At 70.4% G+C, this 24,179-nt stretch carries 16 protein-coding genes, 1 tRNA gene and 1 pseudogene; 12 read left to right on the forward strand and 6 right to left on the reverse strand.

Going from position 1 to position 24,179, the window contains the following annotated elements; all coding sequences use genetic code 11:
- Window positions 1–89: 89 nt before the first annotated feature.
- The 3 genes from FHS42_RS25640 to FHS42_RS25650 form a co-directional block, all read right to left on the reverse strand.
- Window positions 90–3,368 (reverse strand): SUKH-4 family immunity protein, encoded by a 3,279-nt coding sequence (locus tag FHS42_RS25640; protein ID WP_184575891.1) that lies wholly within the window; start codon window positions 3,366–3,368, stop codon window positions 90–92.
- A 5-nt stretch (window positions 3,369–3,373) separates the two neighbouring features.
- On the reverse strand, window positions 3,374–4,348 hold the full coding sequence (locus tag FHS42_RS25645) for an SMI1/KNR4 family protein (protein WP_184575893.1): 975 nt from the start codon (window positions 4,346–4,348) through the stop codon (window positions 3,374–3,376).
- 135 nt (window positions 4,349–4,483) lie between these two features.
- Complete coding sequence (locus FHS42_RS25650; protein ID WP_184575895.1) at window positions 4,484–5,329, reverse strand: hypothetical protein; 846 nt, start codon at window positions 5,327–5,329, stop codon at window positions 4,484–4,486.
- A 189-nt stretch (window positions 5,330–5,518) separates the two neighbouring features.
- Between FHS42_RS25650 and FHS42_RS25655 the strand changes: the two genes are divergently transcribed.
- The 3 genes from FHS42_RS25655 (at window position 5,519) to FHS42_RS25665 (ending at window position 7,252) form a co-directional block, all read left to right on the forward strand.
- A complete protein-coding gene (locus FHS42_RS25655) occupies window positions 5,519–6,064 on the forward strand; it encodes a YwqJ-related putative deaminase (protein WP_184575897.1) in 546 nt (181 codons plus the stop codon).
- Window positions 6,065–6,067: 3 nt separating this feature from the next.
- Complete coding sequence (locus tag FHS42_RS25660) at window positions 6,068–6,571, forward strand: SUKH-3 domain-containing protein (RefSeq protein ID WP_184575899.1); 504 nt, start codon at window positions 6,068–6,070, stop codon at window positions 6,569–6,571.
- A 330-nt stretch (window positions 6,572–6,901) separates the two neighbouring features.
- The gene (locus FHS42_RS25665; RefSeq protein ID WP_184575901.1) at window positions 6,902–7,252 is read left to right on the forward strand and encodes a hypothetical protein; all 351 of its coding nucleotides are present in this window, start codon (window positions 6,902–6,904) and stop codon (window positions 7,250–7,252) included.
- A gap of 957 nt (window positions 7,253–8,209) precedes the next feature.
- On the opposite strand, the pseudogene FHS42_RS25670 reads toward FHS42_RS25665, so the two are convergent.
- Window positions 8,210–9,631: pseudogene (locus tag FHS42_RS25670) on the reverse strand (sensor histidine kinase); the annotation flags it as partial.
- Between the two features lie 1,625 nt (window positions 9,632–11,256).
- Between FHS42_RS25670 and FHS42_RS25675 the strand changes: the two are divergent.
- From FHS42_RS25675 to FHS42_RS25685, 3 genes are all read left to right on the forward strand, one after another.
- Window positions 11,257–11,328: transfer RNA gene (locus FHS42_RS25675), tRNA-Gln, on the forward strand.
- A 136-nt stretch (window positions 11,329–11,464) separates the two neighbouring features.
- The gene (glmU, locus tag FHS42_RS25680; protein ID WP_184575905.1) at window positions 11,465–12,922 is read left to right on the forward strand and encodes a bifunctional UDP-N-acetylglucosamine diphosphorylase/glucosamine-1-phosphate N-acetyltransferase GlmU; all 1,458 of its coding nucleotides are present in this window, start codon (window positions 11,465–11,467) and stop codon (window positions 12,920–12,922) included.
- 73 nt (window positions 12,923–12,995) lie between these two features.
- Window positions 12,996–13,973: a ribose-phosphate diphosphokinase gene (locus FHS42_RS25685; protein ID WP_184575907.1), complete on the forward strand. Its 978-nt coding sequence runs from the start codon at window positions 12,996–12,998 to the stop codon at window positions 13,971–13,973.
- Between the two features lie 320 nt (window positions 13,974–14,293).
- On the opposite strand, the gene FHS42_RS25690 is transcribed toward FHS42_RS25685, so the two are convergent.
- Both FHS42_RS25690 and FHS42_RS25695 read right to left on the reverse strand, forming a co-directional pair.
- Window positions 14,294–15,151 (reverse strand): serine hydrolase, encoded by an 858-nt coding sequence (locus FHS42_RS25690; RefSeq protein WP_184576041.1) that lies wholly within the window; start codon window positions 15,149–15,151, stop codon window positions 14,294–14,296.
- A gap of 173 nt (window positions 15,152–15,324) precedes the next feature.
- On the reverse strand, window positions 15,325–16,500 hold the full coding sequence (locus FHS42_RS25695) for a LysR family transcriptional regulator (RefSeq protein ID WP_184575908.1): 1,176 nt from the start codon (window positions 16,498–16,500) through the stop codon (window positions 15,325–15,327).
- A 182-nt stretch (window positions 16,501–16,682) separates the two neighbouring features.
- Here FHS42_RS25695 and FHS42_RS25700 point away from each other — a divergent pair, with 182 nt between their 5' ends.
- From FHS42_RS25700 to FHS42_RS25725, 6 genes are all read left to right on the forward strand, one after another.
- Window positions 16,683–18,344, forward strand: coding sequence for a penicillin-binding transpeptidase domain-containing protein (locus tag FHS42_RS25700; RefSeq protein WP_184576043.1), 1,662 nt, complete (start codon window positions 16,683–16,685; stop codon window positions 18,342–18,344).
- 379 nt (window positions 18,345–18,723) lie between these two features.
- Window positions 18,724–19,314 (forward strand): 50S ribosomal protein L25/general stress protein Ctc, encoded by a 591-nt coding sequence (locus FHS42_RS25705; protein ID WP_184575910.1) that lies wholly within the window; start codon window positions 18,724–18,726, stop codon window positions 19,312–19,314.
- A gap of 209 nt (window positions 19,315–19,523) precedes the next feature.
- Window positions 19,524–20,114 carry an aminoacyl-tRNA hydrolase gene (gene pth / locus FHS42_RS25710; RefSeq protein ID WP_184575912.1) on the forward strand — a complete coding sequence of 197 codons (591 nt, stop codon included), beginning with the start codon at window positions 19,524–19,526 and terminating at the stop codon, window positions 20,112–20,114.
- Window positions 20,115–20,276: 162 nt separating this feature from the next.
- Entirely contained in the window at window positions 20,277–20,936 is a 660-nt protein-coding gene (locus tag FHS42_RS25715; RefSeq protein ID WP_312867037.1) for a hypothetical protein, read from the forward strand.
- A gap of 327 nt (window positions 20,937–21,263) precedes the next feature.
- The gene (locus tag FHS42_RS25720) at window positions 21,264–22,424 is read left to right on the forward strand and encodes a serine hydrolase domain-containing protein (protein WP_312867038.1); all 1,161 of its coding nucleotides are present in this window, start codon (window positions 21,264–21,266) and stop codon (window positions 22,422–22,424) included.
- Between the two features lie 489 nt (window positions 22,425–22,913).
- Window positions 22,914–24,095, forward strand: coding sequence for a sialidase family protein (locus FHS42_RS25725; protein WP_184575914.1), 1,182 nt, complete (start codon window positions 22,914–22,916; stop codon window positions 24,093–24,095).
- Window positions 24,096–24,179: the final 84 nt, after the last annotated feature.

A 24,179-nucleotide genomic window follows, 5' to 3' on the forward strand; every position in this document is an offset into this window, starting at 1 on the left:
GCCCCATATATTCCCGTTACCAGGCGCCGCCCGCCGCGATAGGTGGGCGAGCGGCACGGGCATGGGCATGGGCATGGGCATGGGCGCGGCTAGAGCAGGCCGTCCCACATTTGCTCAAGCAGCACGGCCCACCAGTTTTCCGGCGAGGCCAGGGCCGCGGGATCGAGCGCGGCGAGCTGGGTTTGGAAGTCCACCGTCCAGCGGCCCGCCTGCTCCGGCGTCAGCGTGGCCCGCAGGCGCCACATCCAACCGAGCAAACCGAGGCAGCGTACGAACTCCGGCAGCCCGGTGTTCACGAACTGCGGCGGCATCGGGGCCCCACCAGGGCCTCCCTCGACCGGTACGGCGACGATGTGCGCCGTACCGTACTGCACGCACAACTGACGGCCGAAGTCGTTGCCCATCACCAGATACGAGCCGGCGTCGGACGCGGGCTGCACCTGCCGCTCGGCGGCCAACTCGGCCAGCGTGGGCACCGGCCGACCTGGCTGCGCCTGGGCCCAGAAGAACGGCCCGAAGTCCACCGGAAGGCCCGCCCACACGAGCGTCTGGGCGACGATTTCGGGCACACCCTGCCGGGAGACCGCGCGCTGGTCGAAGCGGAAGACACCCTGCGGCCCGAAGGCATTGAGCAACTCGTGAGCGATGCCCTCCGGCGGAATCGCGGGCGCCCGCTGCAACTGGCTGGGGTGCGGCAGCGGCACCCTGACCGGCGCGGGCCTGGCGGGCCCGTCCGCGACCTGGTGCAGCTCGCCCTGATGCTCGATCAGGTGGTGTACGCCCTGCTGACGGGTGGCGTGATCGCGACCGTACGGAGCGGTGTGGCTGATGCGCACCTGTGGCCAGGACTCGCGGATCATGCGGGCGCAGTAACCGCCGGGCAGATCGCAGGACTCCAGCTCGGTGTGGAGTTCGAGCACCTGCTGTGGCGGCACGTTCATTGCGCGCAGCTCGTGCAGGATCTGCCACTCCGGATGCGGAGTTCCCGGCGCGGAGCGGCGGATGATCTGCTGCTCGGAGCCGTCGTGCGCACGGTAGCGGAGCACCGCCATATAGCCGGGACCGACCGTGGGCAGCCCGGTCGGCGTCTGTGGATAGCCGTACGGCGCAGCCATGCCGGGCGCGCCGGGCACTCCCGGGCCACCGTGCATCCCAGGAGCGCCATGCATCCCGGGAGCCCCGGGGGCACCAGGTGGGGCCATCCCCGGGTGACTGTGCATGCCGGGTGCGCCGGGTGCGCCGTATTGCGGCCCGCCTGGTTGGCCGGGGGCGGGCGGAGGCGGCATGTGCGCCCCCGGCGTACCGGGAGCGCCCGGCATGCTCGGCGTGCCCGGGCCCGCCAACATCGTCGCGGCAGCGTGCACCCCACCGCCCGTGCCACCCGGTTGACCGGGCTGGCCCGGAGCACCCGGGACGCCGGGAGCACCTAGCGGCGTTGCGCCACTACCGGGCGCGCCAGGGGCCGCGGGCGGCGCAGACGTACCCGTACCACCAGGCGCCCCGGGCGCCGGAGTGGACGGGCCACCCGCAGCCAACATCGTCGCGGCAGCATGGACGCCACCGCCCGTGCCACCGGGCTGCCCCGGAGCACCTGGAGCGCCTGGCGGCGTAGCACCGCCTCCGGGCATGCCCGGAGCGCCCGGCGACGCAGGCGTACCCGAACCACCAGGCGCCCCGCCCCCCAGGCCATCGGGGCCGAGTTGCGCAACGAACTGTGTCGGTACGTACCCACCAGCCGGAGCGCCGGGCGCACTGGGCGGCGGAGGTGTGCCGGGTCCGCCGGGTGACGCCTTGCTGGTGGCGGCGTCCGCGATATCGGCGGCGCCGGGAGGGCTCGCGGGGCCAGCGGCTCCGGGGGCGCCCGGAACGCCCAGAGCGCCGGACGAGTGGCTCGCCGGAGACGCCGGCGGGCCAGGTGGCATGGCCGGGACCGGCCCGGGGCCGCCCATCGAGTGCGGGGCTCCCGGGGGCTGGGGGGCTCCCGGGGGCTGGGGGCCATGAGGAGTCAGCGGAGTTGGGGCCTGGCCGCTGGCGGCTTGAGAGCCAGCGGCCTGCGCGCCACCCGGCGCACCCGGGCCACCCGGGACGCCCGGAGTTTCAGGGGCGCCCGGAACGCCGGGGGCGGCCAATGCGTAACGGCCGTCGATGGCCGGGGCGATGGCGGTGGGCGGCAGCACGCTGCCCGCCGACATCAGCTCGGTCTTGGCCTCGGACGCGACGCCCGGCACCGGGGTGTCCTCGTCGTCGAAGCCCGCGAGCGGCGGCGCGAAAACGGTCGCGGGCGGTGCGACGGAGCGGTCGCCGTCGTCGCCCCTGGCGTTGGTGTCCTCCCAGGACGGGCCGCCGGACGCCGAGCCCGCGGACGAGCCGGAGGCGTGGGGAAAGCCCGTAGAGCCGGGCGCCGCGGGAAAGGCCGGAGCGGCGGGGACGCCGGGAGTACCAGAAAAGCCCAATGAGCCGGGCGCACCGGGGTACGCCGGGGCGGCACCGGCACCGGCACCCGCACCCGCACCCGCAGCCGGCGCGGCAGCCGAGGCCGGAGCACCCGCACCCCGCGACAGCCCACCGGAGGCACCGCTCGACGCGCCATCGTCGGACGAATCAGCCGACGAGTCACCGGACGCACCGCCCGACAAGCCATCTGACATGCCGCCCAGCGAAGCCGCCGCGCCCAACGCATCACCGGAACCCGCCGACCCCGCGACGCCAGCACCACCCCCGGAGCCAGCGGGCCCCGGGAAGCCAGCGGCACCCGCAGAACTCTCCGTCCCGCCCGGCGCCCCGGCCTCGGAAGCCGCAAACTCCCCGGAAGCCGCCAGCACATCCGGCGCCGACTCCGCGCCCGAACCCGGTCCCGATTCCGCACTCGAAATGGGCCCTGCGCTCGACCCAGCCCGCAGCGACCCTGACGGCGTTCCCGCATCCGATGTGCTCGGCGCTGACCGCCTACTAGACCTACTAGAACTACTAGAACTACCTGAGCTACTCGGCAGGCCGCCGCCCAGCGTGTTTGCCGCCTCCTGGAGCCATTCCGGAGGCGTCAGTAGGAAGGACGTGGCCTCTAGGTCGATGCGCTTGGGCGGCGCCGGCGTCTCATCCGGGGTGACGCCGTACTCCCCCTCGTACCGGCGGATGACCTCGCCCACCGGCAGCCCCGGCCACAGCGTCGTCTCGCCGCTGTCGCGGGCGATGACCAGCCGCGCGCTCTGCGTACCCGCGGCCCGCGACGGGCCATCGGGCCGGTCCTCGGCCCAGGCGACGAAGCCCATGCCGAACTCGCGTACCCGCACCTCGCGCTGCTGGTAGCGGGGGACGTCTGCGTTGACCCACTGCTCCGCGCGCTCCTGCGCCTGCGCGAAGGTCACCATCGCGCTCATCCCTCCACCGGGACGACGTACGCAAAGCCGCCGTCCACCATCAAGTTCGCTACGGTCTCCAGCTCCGGCGGATTGCCCGCCAGGCGCAACAAGAAGGCGTCGAAGTCGTCACCGCAGGGGAGCATCAGCTCCTCGACCCGGTCCCGGACGCTCCAGCCGTCCCGGTCCCGTGCGTCGTCGTACGCGCAAAACCACACGGAACCGATCCCCTCACCTCTCGCCTTCACCGCGAGCACGCCACCCTGTACGAACCCGACCCCCAGGTAGTCCTTGGTGAAGTGGTCGCGCAGGCACTTGTTGACGTAGACGAGATCGTTGATCGCCGCCTGGTCGCGCACCGTGAAGAACGGCTGATCCACCAGGAGGCCAAGCTCCGGGTCCAGCGCGGCCCCCACCGGGGCGCAGCCGCCGGCGGCCTTGAGGAAGGTGCGGTAGGCGTCGGGCAGCCGGTAGCCGAGGTCCTCCTCGACGCCGAGCACCTCGTCCTCGGTGACGGACAGACCACGCTTGGGCAGTCCGAAGTGGGCCGGGCGGGTCTCCTGGAGCGGACGGGTACCGCGCTTGGCCTGATCAACAGCGGCCGTCGCCAGTCCGCCATGGTGCCGAAGCAGCGCCTTCACCTCGACGGGGATCAACTGCACCCGCCGGGTCCCGGCGACGTGGTGCCAGGTCCAGCCGTGCGGCGTGGCGACCGATGAGCCGCCTTCCCACAGCTCGTGGCCAGCGGCGTGCAGCGCGGCGTTGGCCGATACGAAGTCGGTCAGTCGCAGCTCATCGACGCCGAACCCCTCCGGGGGCTCGGCGATTTCCACGGCGGCCTTGGCGTACGGCGAGAAGTCCGGATAGCCGTTGTCGTCCACCCGCACACCCTTCGGGTGCCGGGCAGCACGCACCGGGTCCGGGAAGTGCACGACCTGCCCGGCGTAGGCCGTGTTCGGTGGCGCGGTCTGCCCGAGCCGACCTGTCGTCATGGCGGTTGCCCCCTGCTGCTGCTGGCTACTACCGACAGCCTATGTGGTGGCGCAACAGGCGAAGCCGCCCCCGGTAACGGGCTCGGGCGAGCGGGGACACACCGTCTCAAGCCGGGGTTTTCACCCCCGCAAACCTCATCTCGATACCTTCCCGACCTCTACGATGCGACGGTGCTGCTCGTACGCCACCGCCCGCGCCACCGGCTCGGCCTTGCCGCTCGTACCGCCGGAGATAAACGTCGCCGTGTTCCCGCCGGTCCGTACCACGGTGATCACGACCGGCGCGCTTTTTCCGGCCTTGTCGCGCATGAGGAAGGTCACGGACGTATCGCCCACGGTCAGGTTCCGGCCCGGCGAGATCGCCAGCGACTCCCGGCCGCCCGCGCCGCCGGTCGCCGTGAAGCTTCGGCACACTTCGACTGCCCGGCGCAGTTCGGTGACCCACTTTTCGGCGTTATTGCCCCGGTACGCGGCCAGCAGCAGTTGGCTCAGCGTCCCGCCACCCCCGCCGCTGAGGTCACCCTTGGTCAAACTGCCCGAGGTGTAGGCGGTCCGCGGATACTTCGGCCGAGACCCGATGGTGTCGGCGATCGGGCGACACTCCGGGCGATCGGCGGTGACCGTGGCCGCGGCGGGCAGCGCGTCGGCAGGGCCGCGGCGTACCGCGTAGCCGGGCACATCGGCCTGCGTCAGCAGTGCCTGTCGCAGCCCCGCTTCGCTCAACGGCGGCGTCCCCGACGCACGCCCGGGACCACCGCCCGCTGCCTTGCCGCCCTCCTGGCCCCTGCCCCGGTCGCCGTCTTCGTCACCACTCTTGTCACCACGGCTGTCACCACTTTTGTCACCACGGCCGTCACCACGGCCGTCACCACCGTCGCTCCTGCCGCTCCCGTCGCCGGAACCGCCGGAGCACGCGGTTGACCACATCAGTACGGGGACGACGAGGGCAGCCACCATGGCGCGCTGAATGTGCGTACGCATGCTCCGCACTTTCCCAGCCATCGACCGAAAAGGGGCGACCTGTCGCAAGGCCAGCGACTACCCGTCACCCGACGGTGACGTACCGGACAGGAACCCGCATCAGGTGCACACCTGACTTCCGCACCACGCGCCCCATTTGGCAGGCTGACCCCCGCAACAGGGGGATTGCACCGGGAGGGAAGCACCACCATGCACACCGCACAAGACCGCGGCGAAGCCGCACCAACGCCGGGCGACCCCCGGCTGAGCTGGAGTAGCACCGATGGAAGGGACCAGCCGCCGTCCTTACTCCACCGCAGAGATGGCATCTTGCCGACCGTCGCCGCCGCACTGTCGGTACGCGGCCAGACGCTCACCTCTACCGCGGGCAAGGCCGACCAGCCACCTGCCCTACACCCGCTCATCCAGGACTTTTTGGACACGCTGGGCAACGGCCAGCGCGAACGGTTCACCGGCCGCTGCCCGGAGGCCATCCTGCTCTCCCGGTTCCTGACCAGCGCCGAGGACAATCGCAGCAAGCGCGCGTCCCGCAAGCCGCTCACCTCGGGCGAGGCCAGACGCGCGCTCAAACAATCCAAGATCACCGCACGGCACATCCGCGAGGACGGCGACCCGGCCCACGGCTCGTACGCGCCCCCCTGCCGCTCCTGCGACGCGCTGCTGGCCCAGTTCGGCGTCCGCGCGGTGGACCTCTCCGCCCCGGCCACGGCCGGGCCGCTCAGGAAGCGAGGCTGACGCATGCGCGCCTTCGACCGTACGGCGGCCACCCGCTTCCCCATCGCTGTGGACGCCGCGCTGCGCGACGCGGGTTGGGTCCCGGGCCGTTGGAACATACGGCAGGCCGAGACCTGGGCCGACGCGCTGCGCGCCCACGTCTCCCCCGGCGGTCATCGGCACACCATATTTCCGGCCGCCGTCGAGGCGTGGGCCGAGTTCGGTGGGCTCCACATCCAGCCACCGGGTACCGGCAAGCATCTCGCGCCCACACCGTTTCGCATCGATCCGCTGCACGGCCTGCACCTGGCCCGTACCCTCACCGACCTCGGCCGCGCACTGGACACCGAGGTCTGCCCACTGGGCCAGGAAGCGGACGGCCAGGCCCTGCTGACCATCGACAGCGAGGGGCGCGTTTATAGCCTCGACCACACCGGCGACTGGTTCATCGGCGGCGACATCGACCGCGCCCTCGGCACCCTCGTCACGGGCAGCCGCCCCGCCCGGCTGACGGTGAGCGAGGACTGACGGAGCGGGGGTCTGACGGAGCGGGGCTGACGGAGCGGGGCGCCTTGGGGTGCGCGCGTTACGGGTATGCGCGTTACGGGTACGAGCGGCCTGCCCGCGCCATGGTGGCGATGCACATGGGCGGGGCACCTCCGCCGTGTGGCTCAGGGCGGGGCAGCATCGGCAGATCTCCGCCCACGGCGGCCACCGATCAGTCATGCCGAGTTCACGCGTCCTGCGCTCGGTCAACTCACATGCCTGCGGCACGTCGTACACCGTCGCCCGCAACTCCGGCACCCGCTCGCACAGCCGCACATTGAGGTAGCCGGGCCCGCCGCCAACGTCCAGAGCTTGCGGTACGGCGAGAAGTCGTACGAGGCGGCGATGACATCCGCGATGACTGACGACACCGCCGCCATGGCCTCCCAAAAGAGCGCGATCGACCCCATCGGCACCGCCCTGGCCGGCGAACGTGTCCTCCTACCCCGCCGAGTCCCACACCGCGGGCCGGTCTTCTCGTGCGGCGGTCAGCAACTCGCCCCAACCCTCGCAGTGCTGCTCCTCAACGAGATGGACGAATCCGCCGAGGTAGCGGACGGCCGTGGAGACCAAGAACGCCTGCACCGCGGGACTGTTGCGAAAACCTACCCGCGCATCGCCCCCAGCAACTCCAGCGAAGCGCAGGCAATCAGCCGCAGTTGAGCGGGCCGCTCGCGTACGTCGAGCACCGCGGGCACCTCGGCGGCGCGCAACGGCCTACGGCTCGGCCAGCAGATCGAGGCGCCCAAGCCGAACCGCCTTCGTAAGCACCTTCCTTCACCGAAAGCCATCGAGCAAATCCAGCGGCGGGCCGGGACTTGGGCTCCGCGCGCCACCCACAACGCCAGCCTGATCCACAGCCATCCCCCCATTGCCGTCACCTACCCGACAGGTCACCGACCGCCGACGAAACGGATCTAACCAACCCCTTTCGGGAGCGGCCAAGAACACTCGGCGCGGCCTCGGTGCAGTGATCGCCCCACGCCCGGCACCACGAATTCGCTCCCGTGCGGCGCGAGTTACCACAACCGTGCGCCCCGGTGCATCGACGCGCCCCGCCGGACTGGCCCATAGCTGAGCGTTATGCACCAGCGGGATTACCCAGAGCGCTGCCCCGCGTACGACGATGAACCGCTTTCACCATCGTGTGCGTCCCCGGGGTGTTTCTTCCGTCGGGGACGCGCCGTCAAAGGTGTTCACCACTGCCTAAGCTGCGGCTGCGGCTGCGGTGATGTGGTGCACCGGGTGGAGAGACCGCACCAGGCGGACAGACGAAGGTGCGGCACGGTCACGAATCGCGGACCCTTGAGTCCGCGCTGCTCGTAGCCCTGCCGCTGGCGTTCACCGCGCCCGCTAGGCCGCAGGCCCGCGCCCCTTCAGGGAATCGGCGACCGGCTTCGTCGGAAGGGGGGCCGCCTGCTCCGACGCGGCCGGCTGGCCGAATCGCGCCGCCTCGTCCGATCGACCATCCTGTTCCGCCCTGACCGCCTGTTCCGATGGGACGGCTTCTTCCGAACGCGCCGCCTCGTTCGACGAAGCGGCCTGGTCCGGTCGCGCAGCCTGTTCCGCTGTGGCTTCCCGTTCCGCTCTAGCTGCCTGTTCCCGCCGCGCCGCCTGGTCCGGCAGTACCGCCGACACCCGGAAGCCGCCCGCGTCGGTCGGGCCCGACACGAAGCCGCCACCGAGTGAAGCCACCCGCTCCCGCATGCCGACCAGACCATTGCCACCGCTGGGCAGGCCCGCGTCGGCGACCGCCCGATCGGACGGGCCGTTCTCCACTAGGACCGCCACCTCGCCAAGGCGCCGTGCCAGCCGCACCCGGGTCTCGGCGCCCGGCGCGTGCTTGTGCACGTTGGTCAGTCCCTCTTGCACCACGCGGTACGCGGTCGTTTCCACCATCGCCGCGTACGTCTGCTCCGCGCCCTCCACCAGCAGATCTACGACCATTCCGGCCGCCCGCGACTGCTCTATCAGCGCCTCAAGCTCCTCAAGACACGGCCCGCCGATGGCTTCGTCGCGGAGCCTGGGCGGCGCCGAAGCGTCGATACCCCGGCCGGCAGCCGTAGCAGCATCCGAGGCCGAGGAACCGGATGGCGCAGCGGCGCCGGCCCGCGCGGCGGAGGCCGACGACGAGGCGGCCGACGCGGCAGCTGCCACGGAGGCCAGCGGCAGCGGATCGGCGGCCCCAGCGCTACGCCCCGTGCCCTGCCCCTCGTGGGACCGCAGCACGCCCAGCATCTGCCGCAATTCCGTCAGCGCCTGCCGCCCCATGTCACCCACCAGCGCCGCATTCTTCGACGCCTTCTGCGGGTCCTTCAGCGCCACCGCCTGCAATGCCGCCGCATGCACCACCATCAAGCTCACCCGGTGCGCCACCACGTCGTGCATCTCCCGTGCGATCCGGGTTCGCTCCTCGTTACGCGCCCACTCGGCACGCTCCTCGGCCCGGTCCGCCAGCAGCGACAACTCGCGCTCCAGCCCGTCCGCACGCTCGCGCAAGCTCTCCACCAGCCGCCGCCGCGCCCCCACGTACAGCCCGGACAGCGTCGGCGGCACCGTGATGCCCACCGCCATCAACACCGCGACCAGCGCCGCCACCCAAAAAGGGGGGTGGTAGCCGTCCTTGGCCATGTCCCGCTGGAACCTGACCACCGTGACGATCAGCGTGCCGGTGATGGACATCCCGGACAGCACGCCCGTGACCCGCCGTGGCAGACCGGAGGCGGCCATCGTGTAGAGACCGATGACGGTCAGCAGCACCCCCATCGAGGCCGCCGATGCCGCGATGGAGACCAGCACCACCGCTATGGGCCACCGCCGCCGAAGCACCAGCACCGAGCCGACGATCACGCCGAGCGAGACGCCCGCGCCGCTCGGAATCCCCGCCTCACCGGCGAAGTCCAGCCCTTCGAAGACGCACTCGACCACCGACGCGAGGGCTATCAGGACATCGAGAACCATGCTCCGGCGCCGTGCCCACCACCACGGCCCGCCGGGTGCGCCCCGCGCACCCGACTCCACCGATTCCCCCGTCGTCGTCATACCTGCCAGCGTACGGGGGGCGGCCACTTCTTTTCCGTTCGAGCGCCTGGCGGGAACTCGGGCGATTTCGGGACGGAATTAACCCCGTCACTCGAACTGATGAATCGCTCATGCTTTCGACCCGGAGCGCGTCCGTCCGGGTGACCATGGAGTGAGCGGCGGCCTTCACGAGGCAGACCGCGTCGGGCTTGCTCGCATGGCGTCCTTGCGCCTACGCATGGCCTGCATCTGCCCTGCGCGAAGGGCAGACGGGTCGGGGAGCGCCGGGGAGCGGGGCCTCGCATCGCGCGGGGCGAGGGGAGGGAGGTTGCGTCGCGGAGCACAGGGATGAGGCGAACTCAGGGGACGAGGCGGAGCACCGGGGGAAGCGGTACCCGGGGGCGGGTTCAGGTGCGGGGAGGGGTCGGGCGTGGGGATGGCCGTGGGGGTGGGCCGGGATGAGGAGTTGAGTCGGGGTGTGGAGCTGAGTCGGGGTGTGGAGCTGAGTCGGGGTGTGGAGCTGAGTCGGGGTGTGGAGCTGAGTCGGGGTGTGGAGCTGAGTCGGGGTGTGGAGTTGAGTCGGGGTGTGGAGCTGAGTCGGGGTGTGGAGTTGAGTCGGGAAGCGCGGGTGGGTCGGGGCTTGGGGACGGGCCAGGCGTGGAGACGAGCCGGGGCATGGGGACGAGCCGCCCTCGCCAAGGCGAGGTTGGTCATAGGGAGGAGGTCGGTCGTAGGGAGGAGGAGGCAGGAGGCCGAGTGCCGGGACGGGCCGGGGAGACGCGCAGCCGACGAAGGAGGCACTGCCGAGGGCGACTACGGAAGGGGGCAGTCGTCCGCCGACAGACCCACGGCGCGGGCGAGCGCCAACGTGGATGCGGTGCGCGACGTGCACGACGCTCCGCCCCAGCGTGGCCAGCCTCGACCGCACCGTTGCGCACAGCTCCGACCGCACAGCCCCGACCGCGCCGCATCGGCCCACCGCATCGCCGACCTGCTCGGGCTCGGCGTCCCCGAGCCCGAAGTTTTGCGGCCCCTTCACCGCCGCGCACCTCGGCAACGACGTCACCCTCGAACGATGCCGAACGCCCCAATCAATGGCGAGGAGTTCACCCCCGCCCACTACACATCCCCGCCCGTTGCCACTGATGGCGAGTTCGACGCCATATCGGCCCACATCCGGCACAGCCCAGCCACCCCCCGCCACCTTGCCGGCACCACCGCGCCACCTCGCTGCCGCCACCCCGCGGCCTCGCCACCCTGCCACCCCACGGGCCTCGCCACCCTGCCACCCCACGGCCCGCCTCCCGGCCCTCGCCGGTCACCGACCACCGTCACCGCCGTCACCGCCGTCACCAGCACCCAAACCCGCACTCACACCGGCGACCCGCGACCCGTGACGTGCGGCCCGTCACGTGCGACGTGCGACCCACGGACCTGCAACGCCGCACCCAGCACCTCGCCACGCGAAGCCCAAGCCCGCATCCGCGCTCCCGGGCCTCACGCTCCGGTGCCCGCCTCGTACCCCGGAACCCGCCTCGCTCGCCGGTACAAAACCTTTGCCCTCGCATCGAGGGCGCTGCATACGGCATAGTGTTGGGGGCCGAGCGGCCAGCCGATGAGATTGTCCGGCATGGCTTGCCTTTCCATCCCCTGTGGTGTAATCGGCAGCACAGTGACCTTTGGAGTCATTAGTCCGGGTTCGAGTCCTGGCAGGGGAGCCCCCGTTCCACTTCGCAACACCGGCCCCTCACGGCCCGCGTCAGGGCCCTTATCGGGACCCGGCCGCATGTCGGCTGCTATACGCACCGGTATCCTGCGAATGTCCACCACCCGAAGAAGCCGAAGGGCACCCCCGTGAGCGCCAAACGCCCGGCAGCCGTCGTCGTTCTCGCAGCGGGTGAGGGCACCCGCATGAAGTCAACGACCCCCAAGGTCCTGCATTCGATCTGCGGTCGCTCCCTCATCGGGCACGTCGTCGCCGCCTCCCGCGAACTGGACCCCGAGCACCTCGTGGTCGTCGTCGGGCACGCCCGCGAGCAGGTCAAGGGCCACCTTGGCGAGATCGACCCGGATGCGCGCACCGCCGTGCAGCACGAGCAGAACGGCACCGGGCACGCCGTGCGGATGGGCCTTGACGAGCTGCGCGCGAGCAGTGTTGCCCTCGATGGCACCGTGGTCGTCGTCTGCGGCGACACCCCGCTGCTGACCGGCGCGACGCTGCGAACGCTCGCGGACACCCACGCCGCCGATGGGAATGCGGTGACCGTACTCACCGCCGAGGTTCCCGACGCCACCGGCTACGGCCGCATCGTGCGCGACAGCGCCAGCGGCGCCGTCACCGCGATCGTGGAGCACAAGGACGCCAGCGACAGCGAGCGCGCCATCCGGGAGATCAACTCGGGTGTCTTCGCGTTCGATGCGCAGCTCCTCACCGACGCGCTCGGCAAGGTTCGCACCGACAACAGTCAGGGCGAGGAGTATCTGACCGACGTCCTGGGCATCTTGCGCGAGGCGGGGCACCGGGTGGGCGCCGCGATCGCTACCGAGCACCACGAGATCGTCGGCATCAACAACCGCATTCAGCTCGCCGAGGCCCGCAAGCTGCTCAATGAGCGGCTGCTGCGGGCGGCGATGCTCAGCGGGGTCTCCATCATCGACCCGGCCAGCACCTGGGTGGATGTGACCGTCACCTTCGAACCGGACGCGCTGGTGCACCCCGGCACTCAACTCATCGGCTTCACGCACATCGCCGCGCACGCCGAGGTTGGGCCGAACTCGCGGCTGACCAACACCACGGTCGGCGTCGGTGCGACGGTCAGCAACACCGTTGCGGACAGCGCCAGGATCGGTGAGGGCGCCACGGTCGGCCCGTACACCTATCTGCGCCCGGGTACGGACCTGGGCAAGAAGTCCAAGGCCGGTGCGTACGTGGAGATGAAGAACGCGCAGGTTGGCGAGGGTTCCAAGGTGCCGCATCTGTCGTACGTTGGAGATGCCACCATCGGCGAGTACACCAACATCGGCGCCGCCAGCGTCTTCGTGAACTACGACGGCGAGAAGAAGCACCACACCACCATCGGCTCGCACTGCCGGACCGGGTCGGACAACATGTTTGTGGCTCCCGTCACCATTGGAGACGGGTCCTACACCGCGGCAGGCTCGGTGATCACCAAGAATGTGCCCCCGGGCTCGTTGGCTGTCGCCCGTGGACAACAGCGCAATATCGAGGGTTGGGTGGCTCGAAAGCGTCCAGGAAGCGCCGCCGCGCAGGCCGCTCAGGCCGCCGATCCGGAACCTGAGACCGATCAGTGAGCGTGCGAGAGGTTCGCCGTGCGGGGCGTACCGTGGGGAAACGCATGCGAAGTGAAATCCAAGGAGATTTGCTGTGACCGGGTTCAAGACGACCGGCGAGAAGAAGCTGATGCTCTTCTCCGGCCGCGCCCACCCCGAACTGGCCGAGGAGGTCGCTCAGCAGTTGGGCGTCGGCCTGGTCCCGACCAAGGCATTCGACTTCGCCAACGGCGAGATCTACGTTCGCTTCGAAGAGTCCGCACGCGGCGCCGACTGCTTTTTGATCCAGAGCCACACGGCTCCGATCAATAAGTGGATCATGGAGCAGCTCATCATGGTCGATGCGCTGAAGCGGGCGTCCGCGCGCAGCATCACCGTGATCGTGCCGTTCTACGGCTATGCGCGGCAGGACAAGAAGCACCGTGGCCGGGAGCCGATTTCGGCCCGGCTGATTGCCGATCTGTTCAAGTGTTCCGGCGCCGACCGGATTCTCACCGTGGATTTGCACACCGACCAGATCCAGGGCTTCTTCGACGGTCCGGTGGATCATCTGTTCGCGCTGCCGATCCTCGCCGACTACGTGGGCGCCAGGGTGGACCGGTCGAAGCTGACCGTCGTCTCGCCTGACGCGGGCCGAGTACGGGTCGCCGACCGCTGGTGCGACCGGCTGGGCGCACCGCTGGCCATCGTGCACAAGCGGCGCGACCCGGACGTCGCCAATCAGGTCACCGTGCATGAGGTCGTCGGTGACGTACGCGGCCGGGTCTGTGTCCTGGTCGATGACATGATCGACACGGGTGGCACCATCTGCGCTGCCGCCGACGCCCTGTTCGCCAACGGTGCTGAGGACGTCATCGTGACGGCCACGCACGGCGTCCTTTCCGGACCGGCCGCCGATCGCCTGAAGAACTCCAAGGTCAGCGAGTTCATCTTCACCAACACCCTGCCCACCCCGAACGAGATCCAGCTGGACAAGGTCACCGTTTTGTCGATGGCGCCGACCATCGCGCGTGCCGTCCGCGAGGTCTTCGAGGACGGTTCTGTCACCAGCCTCTTCGACGAGCAGGCGTGATCTGGTGCCGGGCTCGTTAGCCCGGCACCGCTTCGGGCCCACCGCACCCGAACCACGACCGCGGGCCACACGCCCGCAACCATCGGCCTTCGGCCATCGGCCGCCAGCCATCGGCCACGAAGGGTCGCTTCCCTCTTTGGGGAGCGGCCCTTCGCGCGTAGCGGCGTAGGGCGTAGGGCTGCACAGGGGCCGCGGGAGCCTGGGGCGCGTACGACGCACGAGAGGGCAGCGGACGGGAGGGCATGCGGGCGTACGGACCTGCTCAAGGCCCCGAGCCCGCCCGCGGGCCGCGCGGTCACGTCGCTCGCTGGGGTGGGGTGCTAGCGGGCGTTCGCGCGCAGGGCGTCCACCGCGATCCTGGCGGCCGTGCCGATCACCGCATCGACGCCCGGCAGGGTGATGGCCGTCCCTGCCGAGCGAGTGAAGACGGCAACGGCGTAGCGCCCCCCATCGGGGTACTCGATGACGCCTGCCTCATGGCGAAGCGTGGGCAGGGTGCCGGTCTTGCCGGAGACGCGGACGTCGTCAAAGGGGAAGCCGGAGGCGAGTCGGTGACTCCACGCCTGAAGGCCCAGAACGCGCCGCAGAAGCCGGCCGTGCTCGCCTGCGCACACCTCGTCGCGCCAGATGGCGGCGAGCAAGTGGGTCAGCTCGCGGGCGGTGCTGTGGTTGGTGTGCGCGGGGTCGAGAACGCGGAGCCTGGCCAAGGTCGCGGGCTCCACGAGCGCTGCGGCCCCGGCGGCCCCCGCGTCCGCGGTCATGGACGCGTACAGGTCACGCATGGCGTGTACGGCGCGGGTTCTCCCTAGCCCGAGGTCGGCCATGGTGCGGTTGACCGTGTCGAGGCCGAGTTCGTCCCAGAGCACATCGGCGGCGGTGTTGTCGCTGACGGCGATGGACTGCGCGGCGAGGTCACGTAGCGAGAGCCGGACCGGGTCAAGGAGTACGGCGAGGCCGGTGGGGCCCTTGGTGCGCTGGCCCGGTGGCACCTCGATCTGCCGGGTGAGGTCGATACGGCCCTGCGCAGCCTCCCGGAACAACGTGCTGACCAGGCACAGCTTATGGACGCTCGCGGTGCTCATGAGCGTGTCGGCGCCGAGCCCGATCTCGGCCCCGGTGTCGATGTCCCGGGCGTGCAGCAGGCCGGATGCCCCAGCATCGGCGAAGGCGTCCTTGATCCGGGCGGCGGCGCGAGCGGCGCCCCGGCTGGGAGCGGCACCGCGGCCGGAGGCGGGAGGGCGCCCGGGCGTGGGTCCCGTCCCGGGGGCGGGACGCTTGCCAAAGGTGGCGTCTCGTTCGGACGTGGCGGGGCGGTCGGCGCCGGAACCGGTGCGGCCGGGATCGTGGTCGGTCACAGCGGGAACTCCGATGCGGGGCGGGGGTACAGCGGGCGGGACGGTGGGGCGCGGTGGGCTTCATCCACGGCCCGTACGGACCCCTTTAGGGGCCCGGCCGAACCCGGCTCCTCATCCGCATCCGTAGGTGAAATCGGCCCCGTATCCAAAGCTTTATCCGAAGCTCCATCCGAAGCCGTATCCCCACCCGATCTTGTCTTCGAACTGGCGCCCGGGTCCGAATTCGCACCCGCGGCGGGCGATGCGTACGGCGCCGCATGCTGGCCCGGTGGGTGGTCGAGCAGCATGCCGGCGCCCGTCCGGAGCGCCTCGTAGGCCGTCTCCGCGAAGCGTTGCACCGCAGGGCTGTCCCGGTCTTTGGGCCAGGCCGTGGAGGTGCGCCAGGTCAGCGGCGTACCGGCGAGCGGACGCCACACCGTACCGGGCTCGCCGGCCGCGCTGGGCACCAAGGCGACGGCCGTGCCCGAGAGGACCAGGGCCTGGGCGAAGTCGCCGCCGCGTGCCTCGTGGATGGCGGCGGGGGTGCAGCCGTGCCGGGCGCACCCGGTGAGGGTCTCGTCGTAAAGCGCGGGCGCGGCGGCGCGAGGGAAGAGGACCAGGTCGCGTCCGGAGAGTTCGGCGAGCGGCAGGTGTGGTTGGGCGGCCAGCGGATCGTCCGCGCGCAGCAGTACGCCGAGAGGCTGGTGCAGCAGGGGCCCGAAGTCGAGGCCCTCGGCGGGGCAGGGGTGGCGGACGATGCCGGTCTCCAGGGTGCCGGCGGCGAGTTCACGTACCTGCTGGGCGGTGGTGAGTTCGCGCAGGTCCAGGGTGCTGCCCGGGGAACGGCGCTGGTAGCCGGTGAGCAGGGCGGCGACGGTGGCGCCACCGAGGTCGGGCGGTACGGCCGCGCGCAAGGTGCCCGCGGCGCCGTCGCGAACGCGGGCGACGATGGAGTCGAGCCGGTCGGCGGCGGCGAGCAACGCGTCCGCCTCTTCACGTACGAGCCGTCCGGCCGGGGTGAGGGACACGCCGCGACTGCCCCGGTCAAACAGTCGTACGCCCAGCTCGCGTTCCAGGCGCTGGATGCGCTGGGACAGCGACGGCTGGGCGAGCCGTAGCCGCTCCGCCGCGCGGCCGAAGTGCTGTTCATCGGCCACGGTGCGGAAGTAGCGCAGATGCCGCAGCAGGTCCATGAGCAGCAATGATAGGCAAATCCCTATGACTTTCCTGTTGATAAGGGTCTTGGACTGAAGGGCGCTTCTTCTGTTCTGCTGCCGAGGACGGTGGCGCGGCTGGCGCTGTCCGGTACGGGGCGAAGTGAGGGAGGGGCGCGGTGCGCACTTATGAGGCGGGGCGTCGCAGGCGGCGCGGGTGGATGGCGGTGGCGCTCGCAGGTGCGGTGGTGGCCGGGGGCGGTGCGTGGGCTGCGGTCGGGTGGGACTCAGGAGGCGAGAGCGCGGCGCGCGAGGCCGATCCGGAGGCGCTGCGTACGGCCCGCGCGTTCCTCGACCACTGGGCGGCGGGCGAGCTGGGCAAGGCCGCGGCGCTGACCGACGCCCCGGAGCGGGCCGAGACGACGCTACGTAACTTCACCGTGGGCCTGGACATCGAACGCCCGGCGTTCACCGCACAGCGGGCCGCGGCGCCAGACGGAGCCGGCGTGACGGTGAGCTTCGCCGCAAAGCTGCCGGTCAGCGGCCTGGGAACCTGGCAGTACCAGTCGGCGCTGCCGCTGATACGTACGACCGATAACGGCGGTGACGGCGACAACGGCGGTGCCAGCGGCGACAACGGCAGCGACAACAGTGACAGCGGTGACAGCGGTGCCACGGCGGGTAAGGCCGGTGGTGGAGCGAACGGCTGGAAGGTGCGCTGGGAGCTGGCCTTGGTGCATCCCAAGCTGAGCGAGGAGGCGAAGTTTCGGCTGGTACGAGAGGACGGGGCGCCCGAGGTCGTGGATCGCGACGGCGGGAAGCTGACCGGCGCCGACCATCCTTCGGTGGCGCAGGCGCTGGGCATGGGCGGCGGAAAGCCGCGGGGCGCCGTGCAGCTCATCGACCGGCAGACCGATGAGGTACGCGGCACGGAGGCGCGGTTCGGTGGGCCGCAGGCGGCGCAGGGGCCGGTGCGTACGACGATCGACGCGCGGGTACAGCGTGCGGCGGAGCGGGCGATGGAACGGCACGCGCGGGGCCGCAATGCCGGCCTCGTGGCGCTGCGCATCGCCGATGGCGAGGTGGTGGCGGTCGCCAACTCCCCTGCTGGGGGCTTCAATCGAGCCTTCCTCGGCACATACGCGCCCGGCTCCACGATGAAGGTGATCACGACGGCGGCGCTGTTGGCCAAGGATGCGGTGAAACCGACCGACGTCGTGGACTGCCCCAAATATCTGACGGTCGGCAAGCAGTTTCACAACGTGGAGACCTCCGAGATCCGTGGGGCCACCTTCCGTGAGGACTTCATCCACTCCTGCAACACGGCCTTCGTCAGCCTGCGGGACAAGCTCGGGAATGGGGAGCTGACCGAGTTTTCGTCCACGTACTTTGGCATCGGCCAGGAGTGGACGACGGGCGTGCCCTCCTTCGACGGCGAGGTGCCGGTGCCTGGCGACGAGACGGAGAAGTCGGCCGCACTGTTCGGACAAGGCAAGCTGCGGGCGAATCCGCTGGTGATGGCGTCGGCGACGGCGACGGCCGCATCGGGCCGGTTCCAGCAACCGCTGCTGATACGTGCGGGCGGTGACCAGCGCCGCGGCGACGGGCCCACCACCAAGAAGTTGCCCGGCGATGTCGTGACCGAATTGCGCAAGCTGATGCGGGACACCGTGACGGACGGTACGGCGAAGGTGTTGGCCGATCTGCCCGGCGAGATAGGCGCCAAAACCGGTACGGCGGAGGTCACCGCGGAGGGCCCGAACAACGGCTGGCTGGTCGCCTATGACGACGAGATCGCCATCGCCTGCGTGGTGGAGGGCGCCCAGCACGGTTCGGACTCGGCGGGCCCGGTGATCCACGACGTGTTGGAGGCGGTCCAGTAGCAGCGATCGGACCCGGCGCGGCTGGACCGACCAGCCCGACCAGCCCGACCAGCGGGGACCAGCCCGAACCAGCACAGCCCGGCCTGACCTGGCCGGGCGCGACCCACGCACCCAGTCCGCCGGCCCAGCGCAGCCCAACCCGCCAGCCCGGGCGAGGCTCCCGTCTCGCCCGGCCGATCGGTCTCCGGACGCGGTGATCTTGCCCGGGCGGTGGGTGAATTGGTAAGGGACAGCCGGCCGGGTAGAGTGGTGGAGTTGCTCGGCGAGGGAGGCTGTGTCCCCACACAGCCCATCCGTTATCGACGCGCTCTTCGTAGCAGGTCTGTTGTAGGCCGAGTGACGGCTTCCAGATCCCTTCGCATATACGAGGAGTGCAGTCATGGCTGAGGTCAAGGTTCCCGTAAAGCTCCGCACCGAGTTCGGCAAGGGCGCCGCCCGCCGGCTGCGCCGCACCGAGTACGTTCCCGGCGTCATCTACGGTCACGGTGCCGAGTCCGTGCACGTGGCGCTGCCGGGCCACCAGCTCATGATGGCGCTCAAGACCCCGAACGTGCTCATCGCGCTCGACCTGAACGGCAAGAAGGAGCTCGTCATCCCCAAGGCGGTGCAGCGTGAGGCCATCCGTGGCTTCCTGGTCCATGTGGACCTGCTGACCGTCAAGAGCGGCGAGAAGGTCACCGTCGACATCCCGATCCACACCGAGGGCGACCTCGCTCCGGGCGGCAACCTGCTGGAACACCTCTTGAACGCGCTGCCGGTCGAGACCGAGGCCACCCACATCCCGGAGTCGGTCACCGTCTCCATCGAGGGCCTGGACGTCGGTCACTCGGTGCTGGCCAAGGACATCACCCTGCCGGCCGGCACCACGCTGGCCGTGGACGACGACACCGTGGTGCTCCAGGTCGTCTCCGCCCAGGCCGAGGCCCCGGCCGAGGGTGCAGATGCCGAGGGCGAGGGCTCCGAGGGCTAAGCCCTCTGCTCGGCGGCACCGTTACGGTGCCGTCCCGCGCTGTTCCGCCGCCGCCGTTTCGCTCCCCACGCGGGAGCGGAACGGCGGCGGCGCACGGTTCCCGGACCGGACCCTCCGCACGGGCTCCCGGACCGGACCCTCCGCACGGGCTCCCGGACCGGGCCCCGCACGAGAACCAGCCCCACCCGCCACCCATCGGAGTGCAGCAGATGAGCGACGCAGACGGCCCCTGGCTCGTGGTGGGCCTGGGCAACCCGGGTCCCGACTACGCGGCCAACCGGCACAACGTGGGCTTCATGGTGGCCGACCTGCTCGCGCAGCGGACGGGTGGCCGGTTCAAGGCGCACAAGGCGCGGGCCCAGGTCGTCGAGGGGCGCATCGGCCCGCCCGGCCCCGCGGGCCGCCGCGTCGTGCTGGCGAAACCGCTGTCGTACATGAACCTCTCCGGCGGCCCGACGACGGCGCTCAGCGACTTCTACAAGGTGCCCGCCACCCGCATCGTCGCCATCCACGACGAACTCGACATCGACTACGGGACGCTGCGCCTGAAGTTCGGCGGCGGCGACAACGGCCACAACGGCCTCAAGTCCCTCACCAAGTCGTTTGGCCCCGATTACTTTCGGGTCCGCTTCGGCATCGGCCGCCCACCGGGCCGGATGGACGTGGCAGCGTTCGTACTCAAGGACTTCTCGTCCACCGAGCGCAAGGAACTGGACTACTTCGTGGACCGCGCCGCCGACGCGGTCGAGGCGCTCATCCTGGAGGGCCTGGAGCGCGCGCAGGGCACGTACAACTCCTGACGCCCCGTCAGCTTCGCCAACCAGCCCTCGCCATAGGGGCGTTGGCCTGCACCCCGGCGCTCGTTTCGCCCGTGCCCGGCATAGCGGACATGCGGTAGCCGACACTACCGAAGCCTCACCGGAGCCTTGACGCACCCGCTCCCATGGCCAAGGATCGCCGCCATGGTGCCGACCGGAACGAAATCCGAGAGCACGCCCCGCAGCGCCTCCCCCGCCGTTCCCCCTGCCTTGACGGCACGGGACACCCCCGCGGCCCACGGTGACGCGCCGTGCGGCACCCCCGCGCACCTGGCCGGGCCGGGACGCCCGGGGCGGCGGCACGGCTCCACGCGGCGGGGTCGGCTGCGCAGGGCGGGCGACAGCGCGTACGGGCTGCTGCTGCTCGGTAGGAATCTGGTGATGGCCCTGTTCGTGCTGGTCATCGTGGTGGCCGGGGTGTGGACTTCCTGGGGCACGGCGCAGCACGCCACGTTTACCAAGGGCAAGGAGCGCGGCACCCTCACGGTGGCCTCCTGCCACCGCGACTGGTGCGCGGGCCCGTTCGCGGCCCGCGACACATCGGGCACCGATCACCATTCCGTACGCATCGACGCCACCGTCATCGACGGCAAGGGCCAGCACCTGCCAGTGGTCCTCAAACCCGGCACCCACGAAGCGGTCCGCACCGGCGCTCCCGGCCTCCTCTACGCCTGGGCCCCCCTGGGCGGCGCCCTCCTCCTGGCCTCCGTCCTCCTCGCCGGCGGGCTACGCATGTGCCGCGCGGCGTGGGCGACGGGGCTGGCGGGGCTGGGGTTGTTGGGGGCGGCGTTCGCGTTGCTGTAGAGGTCGGGCCGCCTACGACAACTGAGTGCCGGGCCGTGCCGATGCGGCTTTTCGCGGGCGGTCATGGTCTACCCACCGGGCTCATCGACGGGTGCCAACCCCACCGTGAGCTGGGGGGATAGCTGGCTCCCCACGCGGGAGTGGCTGGGAAATGCTGGCCTCACACGCCAATTGGCTCCCACCTCTCGCAGGAGATTTTCCGTGTCCGAGCACGAACGCAGCGTTTTTCCTCCCTCCCGGCAACGCGGCCCCAGGCCCCCAGCCGCATCGCCCACAGGCGGACAGGGAGCAGCCGCCTTGTCCGGTCGGTCGGGCAAGGTGACGCGGGTGCCGCGACTCGCGACCGGCCTGGTCGGCTTGGTCGCACTGACCATGGCCTTCGCGATCCCCGCCTCGGCAGCGGACACCGAGACGGCCAGGGGCGGGGGCAGCCACCGGGCCACCCAGGAGGCCATCGAGGCGACCGTCGAAAACGGCGTGCCCGGGGTAATTGCGGTGGCCCAGGAAGGGCGCCATACCTGGACCGGCCAGTCGGGCACCGCCGACCTACGGACCGGCGCACCGCGGCAGGCCGAGCAGCGCTACCGGGTCGGCTCCATCACCAAGACCTTCGTCGCCACGGTGGCGCTCCAATTGGCGGCGGAAGGGAAACTGAGCTTGGACGACACGGTGGACCACTGGCTGCCCGGCCTGGTGCAGGGCAATGGGCACGACGGCAGTCGCATCACCGTGCGACAACTCCTCCAACACACCAGCGGAATTTACAGCTACACCGAGGACCAGGAATTCAAGCGCCTGACCTTCGGCACCGATTTTCTCCAACACCGCTACGACACCTGGACTCCGCACCGCATTGTCGAGGTGGCCATGAACCACCGGCCCGACTTCGCGCCCGGCGACGGCTGGCACTACTCCGACACCAATTACGTCATCGCCGGGATGGTAATCGAAAAGGCTGCCGGTCATTCGTACGCCCATGAGATCGAGCGCCGCATCCTGCGTCCCTTGCGTTTGCACTCCACCACGCTACCGGGCGCCAAGGCCCGGATGGCCAAGCCCAGCGGTCGCGCGTATTCGAAACTGACCGGGGACCTCGGAGGACCTGCGAAGCCAGGCAGCGCGACGTACGACGTCACCGACCTCAACCCCTCCTTGGCGAATGCGGCAGGCGAAATAATTTCCACCCCCAACGATCTCAACCGGTTCTACCGGACCCTGCTCTCGGGCAAGCTTCTAGGGCCCCGCGAGCTCAAGGAAATGACCACCACCGTACCGGTCATCGCGGGATCGGACTATTCCTACGGCCTCGGCCTGCTGAAGTGGAAGTCATCCTGCGGCGAACTGTGGGGCCACAGCGGAGGAATCCAGGGCTCCACGTCGAATTCCATGGCAACCAGGGACGGCAAACACGCACTGTCGGTCAACCTCAACGGTGACTGGCAAGCGTCTCTCGACCCCATCACCGAGGCCGAGTTCTGCGGGAAGTGACCGTTCCCCCACTCACTCACAACCCCAGCTTCCGCAGCAGGCGCGAATTTATGGCCGTTGCCGTTACACCGCGCTGATGGCCTCACCGGATCATTCCGGTGAGGCCATCAGCTGCACCCAAGGTAGATCAACTTCATTTCCTACGGAACATTTCTCGCATCGCCGCTGGGCGGTCTTCTAGCGTTGCGACTTCGGAACATTCCGCCGGAGCTATCCATGTCCAATCCATCAACGCCGCCACACCGCCGGGGGCGGCGGGCACAAGCACGGTGGATGGGCGACATGACAAGTGCGCCGCGGGCGGCGCAGGCGTGATGGCGAAAGCGCTCCTTGGGAACGGGCCTACGGCGCCGATGCGGCGCACGCGAACTGCGGGCGCAAGGTGCCCCACGAGTTCACTCCGCCATCTGTACGGTTCTCCGCGGGGCAGACACACCATAAATGGCCAATTTGGGATGGTGCGCACCCGCCCGGTGCCATAGTCCCGACATGGCCCCTTTCTCCTTCCTGCGAAGACGCCCGTGGACCAGCGCCATCTGCACGTTGACGGTCGCTGCCGTACCCATAACTGCCAATGCGTCGAAGAACGATAACGACGCACGCCCCGACGCCTTATGCAGCACCTCCACTCCATTCACGTCGGGGACCGAGGGCTACCACACCTTCCGCATTCCCGCCCTCGTACGCAGCGGCAAGACCTTGATCGCCTTTGCCGAGGGGCGGCGCACCAGCGCCGAGGACCACGGGGACATCGAGGTCGTCAGCAAGCGTTCGACCAATGGTGGGTGCAGTTGGGGGCCGTTGTCCCGGGTCTCCGACAACGGACGGAATGTGGCGGGCAATCCCGCCCCGGTCGTCGATCCGGCCAGCGGGCGGATCATTTTGTTGACGGTACGACAGCCTGCTGCCGTCACCCAGCCGCAGATCGAGGCGGGTACGGTCGCGTCCGCCGCCAGCCGGCGCGTGTACGTCCAGCGCAGTGGTGACGCGGGGGCCACTTGGTCCCGGCCTACGGAGATCACCTCGGCCGTCAAGCGCCCGGAGTGGCGCTGGTACGCGACCGGCCCCGGGCACGGCATCGCGCTGACCCGGCAGCGCCCGGGGCGGCTCGTAGTGGCCGCGAACCACACGACGGCGAAGGGGTCGGGCGCGCACCTCCTCTACAGCGACAACCACGGTGGCACCTGGCACATCGGCGCCGTCGATCACCACAACGGCAAAAAACTCAGGCCGGACGAGAATGCCGTGGCCGAATTGCCGGACGGCCGGCTGTACGTCAACGCCCGCGACCAGGGCGGCACCGACCCCGCAACCCGACTCGACACGTACAGCGCCGATGGCGGCACGAGCTTCTCCGCGCCCTACCGGCCCCGGCCCGACCTCGTGGCCCCCGTGGTCAAGGGCGCCCTGCTGCACAGCGGCACCACCAACTGCCCGGCCCTGCTCTTCTCGGCGCCCGATCACCCGAAGGAGCGCCGCCACCTGACGCTGCGGCGCAGCAGCAACTCCGGCGCCACCTGGGTGAGCGACACCGTGCTCGCCGCGGGCCCCGCCGCGTACTCCGATCTCGCGATGACGGGCGCAAAGACCGTCGCCGCCCTCTACGAGACGGGGAGGAAGAAGGCCACCGAGCGCATCGACCTGCGCCGCGTGCCCCTGACCTGTCGATAGTCCGCAATGGCGGCCAGAACACAGGGGCGATGAATACAGCGGAGGCCGGGCTGGCCCCCAAAGAGGGAACCGGCCCGGCCTCCG

It is taken from the genome of Streptomyces zagrosensis (assembly GCF_014203645.1).
In the GTDB taxonomy this organism is placed as follows: domain Bacteria; phylum Actinomycetota; class Actinomycetes; order Streptomycetales; family Streptomycetaceae; genus Streptomyces; species Streptomyces zagrosensis.

Excerpts from the sequence above, each read along its gene's own strand:
- FHS42_RS25640 (WP_184575891.1), bottom strand. The coding sequence starts at position 3,368 with ATGGTGACCTTCGCGCAGGCGCAGGAGCGCGCGGAGCAGTGGGTCAAC.
- FHS42_RS25645 (WP_184575893.1), bottom strand. The coding sequence starts at position 4,348 with ATGACGACAGGTCGGCTCGGGCAGACCGCGCCACCGAACACGGCCTAC.
- FHS42_RS25650 (WP_184575895.1), bottom strand. The coding sequence starts at position 5,329 with ATGCGTACGCACATTCAGCGCGCCATGGTGGCTGCCCTCGTCGTCCCC.
- FHS42_RS25655 (WP_184575897.1), top strand. The coding sequence starts at position 5,519 with ATGCACACCGCACAAGACCGCGGCGAAGCCGCACCAACGCCGGGCGAC.
- FHS42_RS25660 (WP_184575899.1), top strand. The coding sequence starts at position 6,068 with ATGCGCGCCTTCGACCGTACGGCGGCCACCCGCTTCCCCATCGCTGTG.
- FHS42_RS25695 (WP_184575908.1), bottom strand. The coding sequence starts at position 16,500 with ATGGACCTGCTGCGGCATCTGCGCTACTTCCGCACCGTGGCCGATGAA.
- FHS42_RS25700 (WP_184576043.1), top strand. The coding sequence starts at position 16,683 with ATGGCGGTGGCGCTCGCAGGTGCGGTGGTGGCCGGGGGCGGTGCGTGG.
- FHS42_RS25705 (WP_184575910.1), top strand. The coding sequence starts at position 18,724 with ATGGCTGAGGTCAAGGTTCCCGTAAAGCTCCGCACCGAGTTCGGCAAG.
- pth (WP_184575912.1), top strand. The coding sequence starts at position 19,524 with ATGAGCGACGCAGACGGCCCCTGGCTCGTGGTGGGCCTGGGCAACCCG.
- FHS42_RS25715 (WP_312867037.1), top strand. The coding sequence starts at position 20,277 with ATGGTGCCGACCGGAACGAAATCCGAGAGCACGCCCCGCAGCGCCTCC.
- FHS42_RS25725 (WP_184575914.1), top strand. The coding sequence starts at position 22,914 with ATGGCCCCTTTCTCCTTCCTGCGAAGACGCCCGTGGACCAGCGCCATC.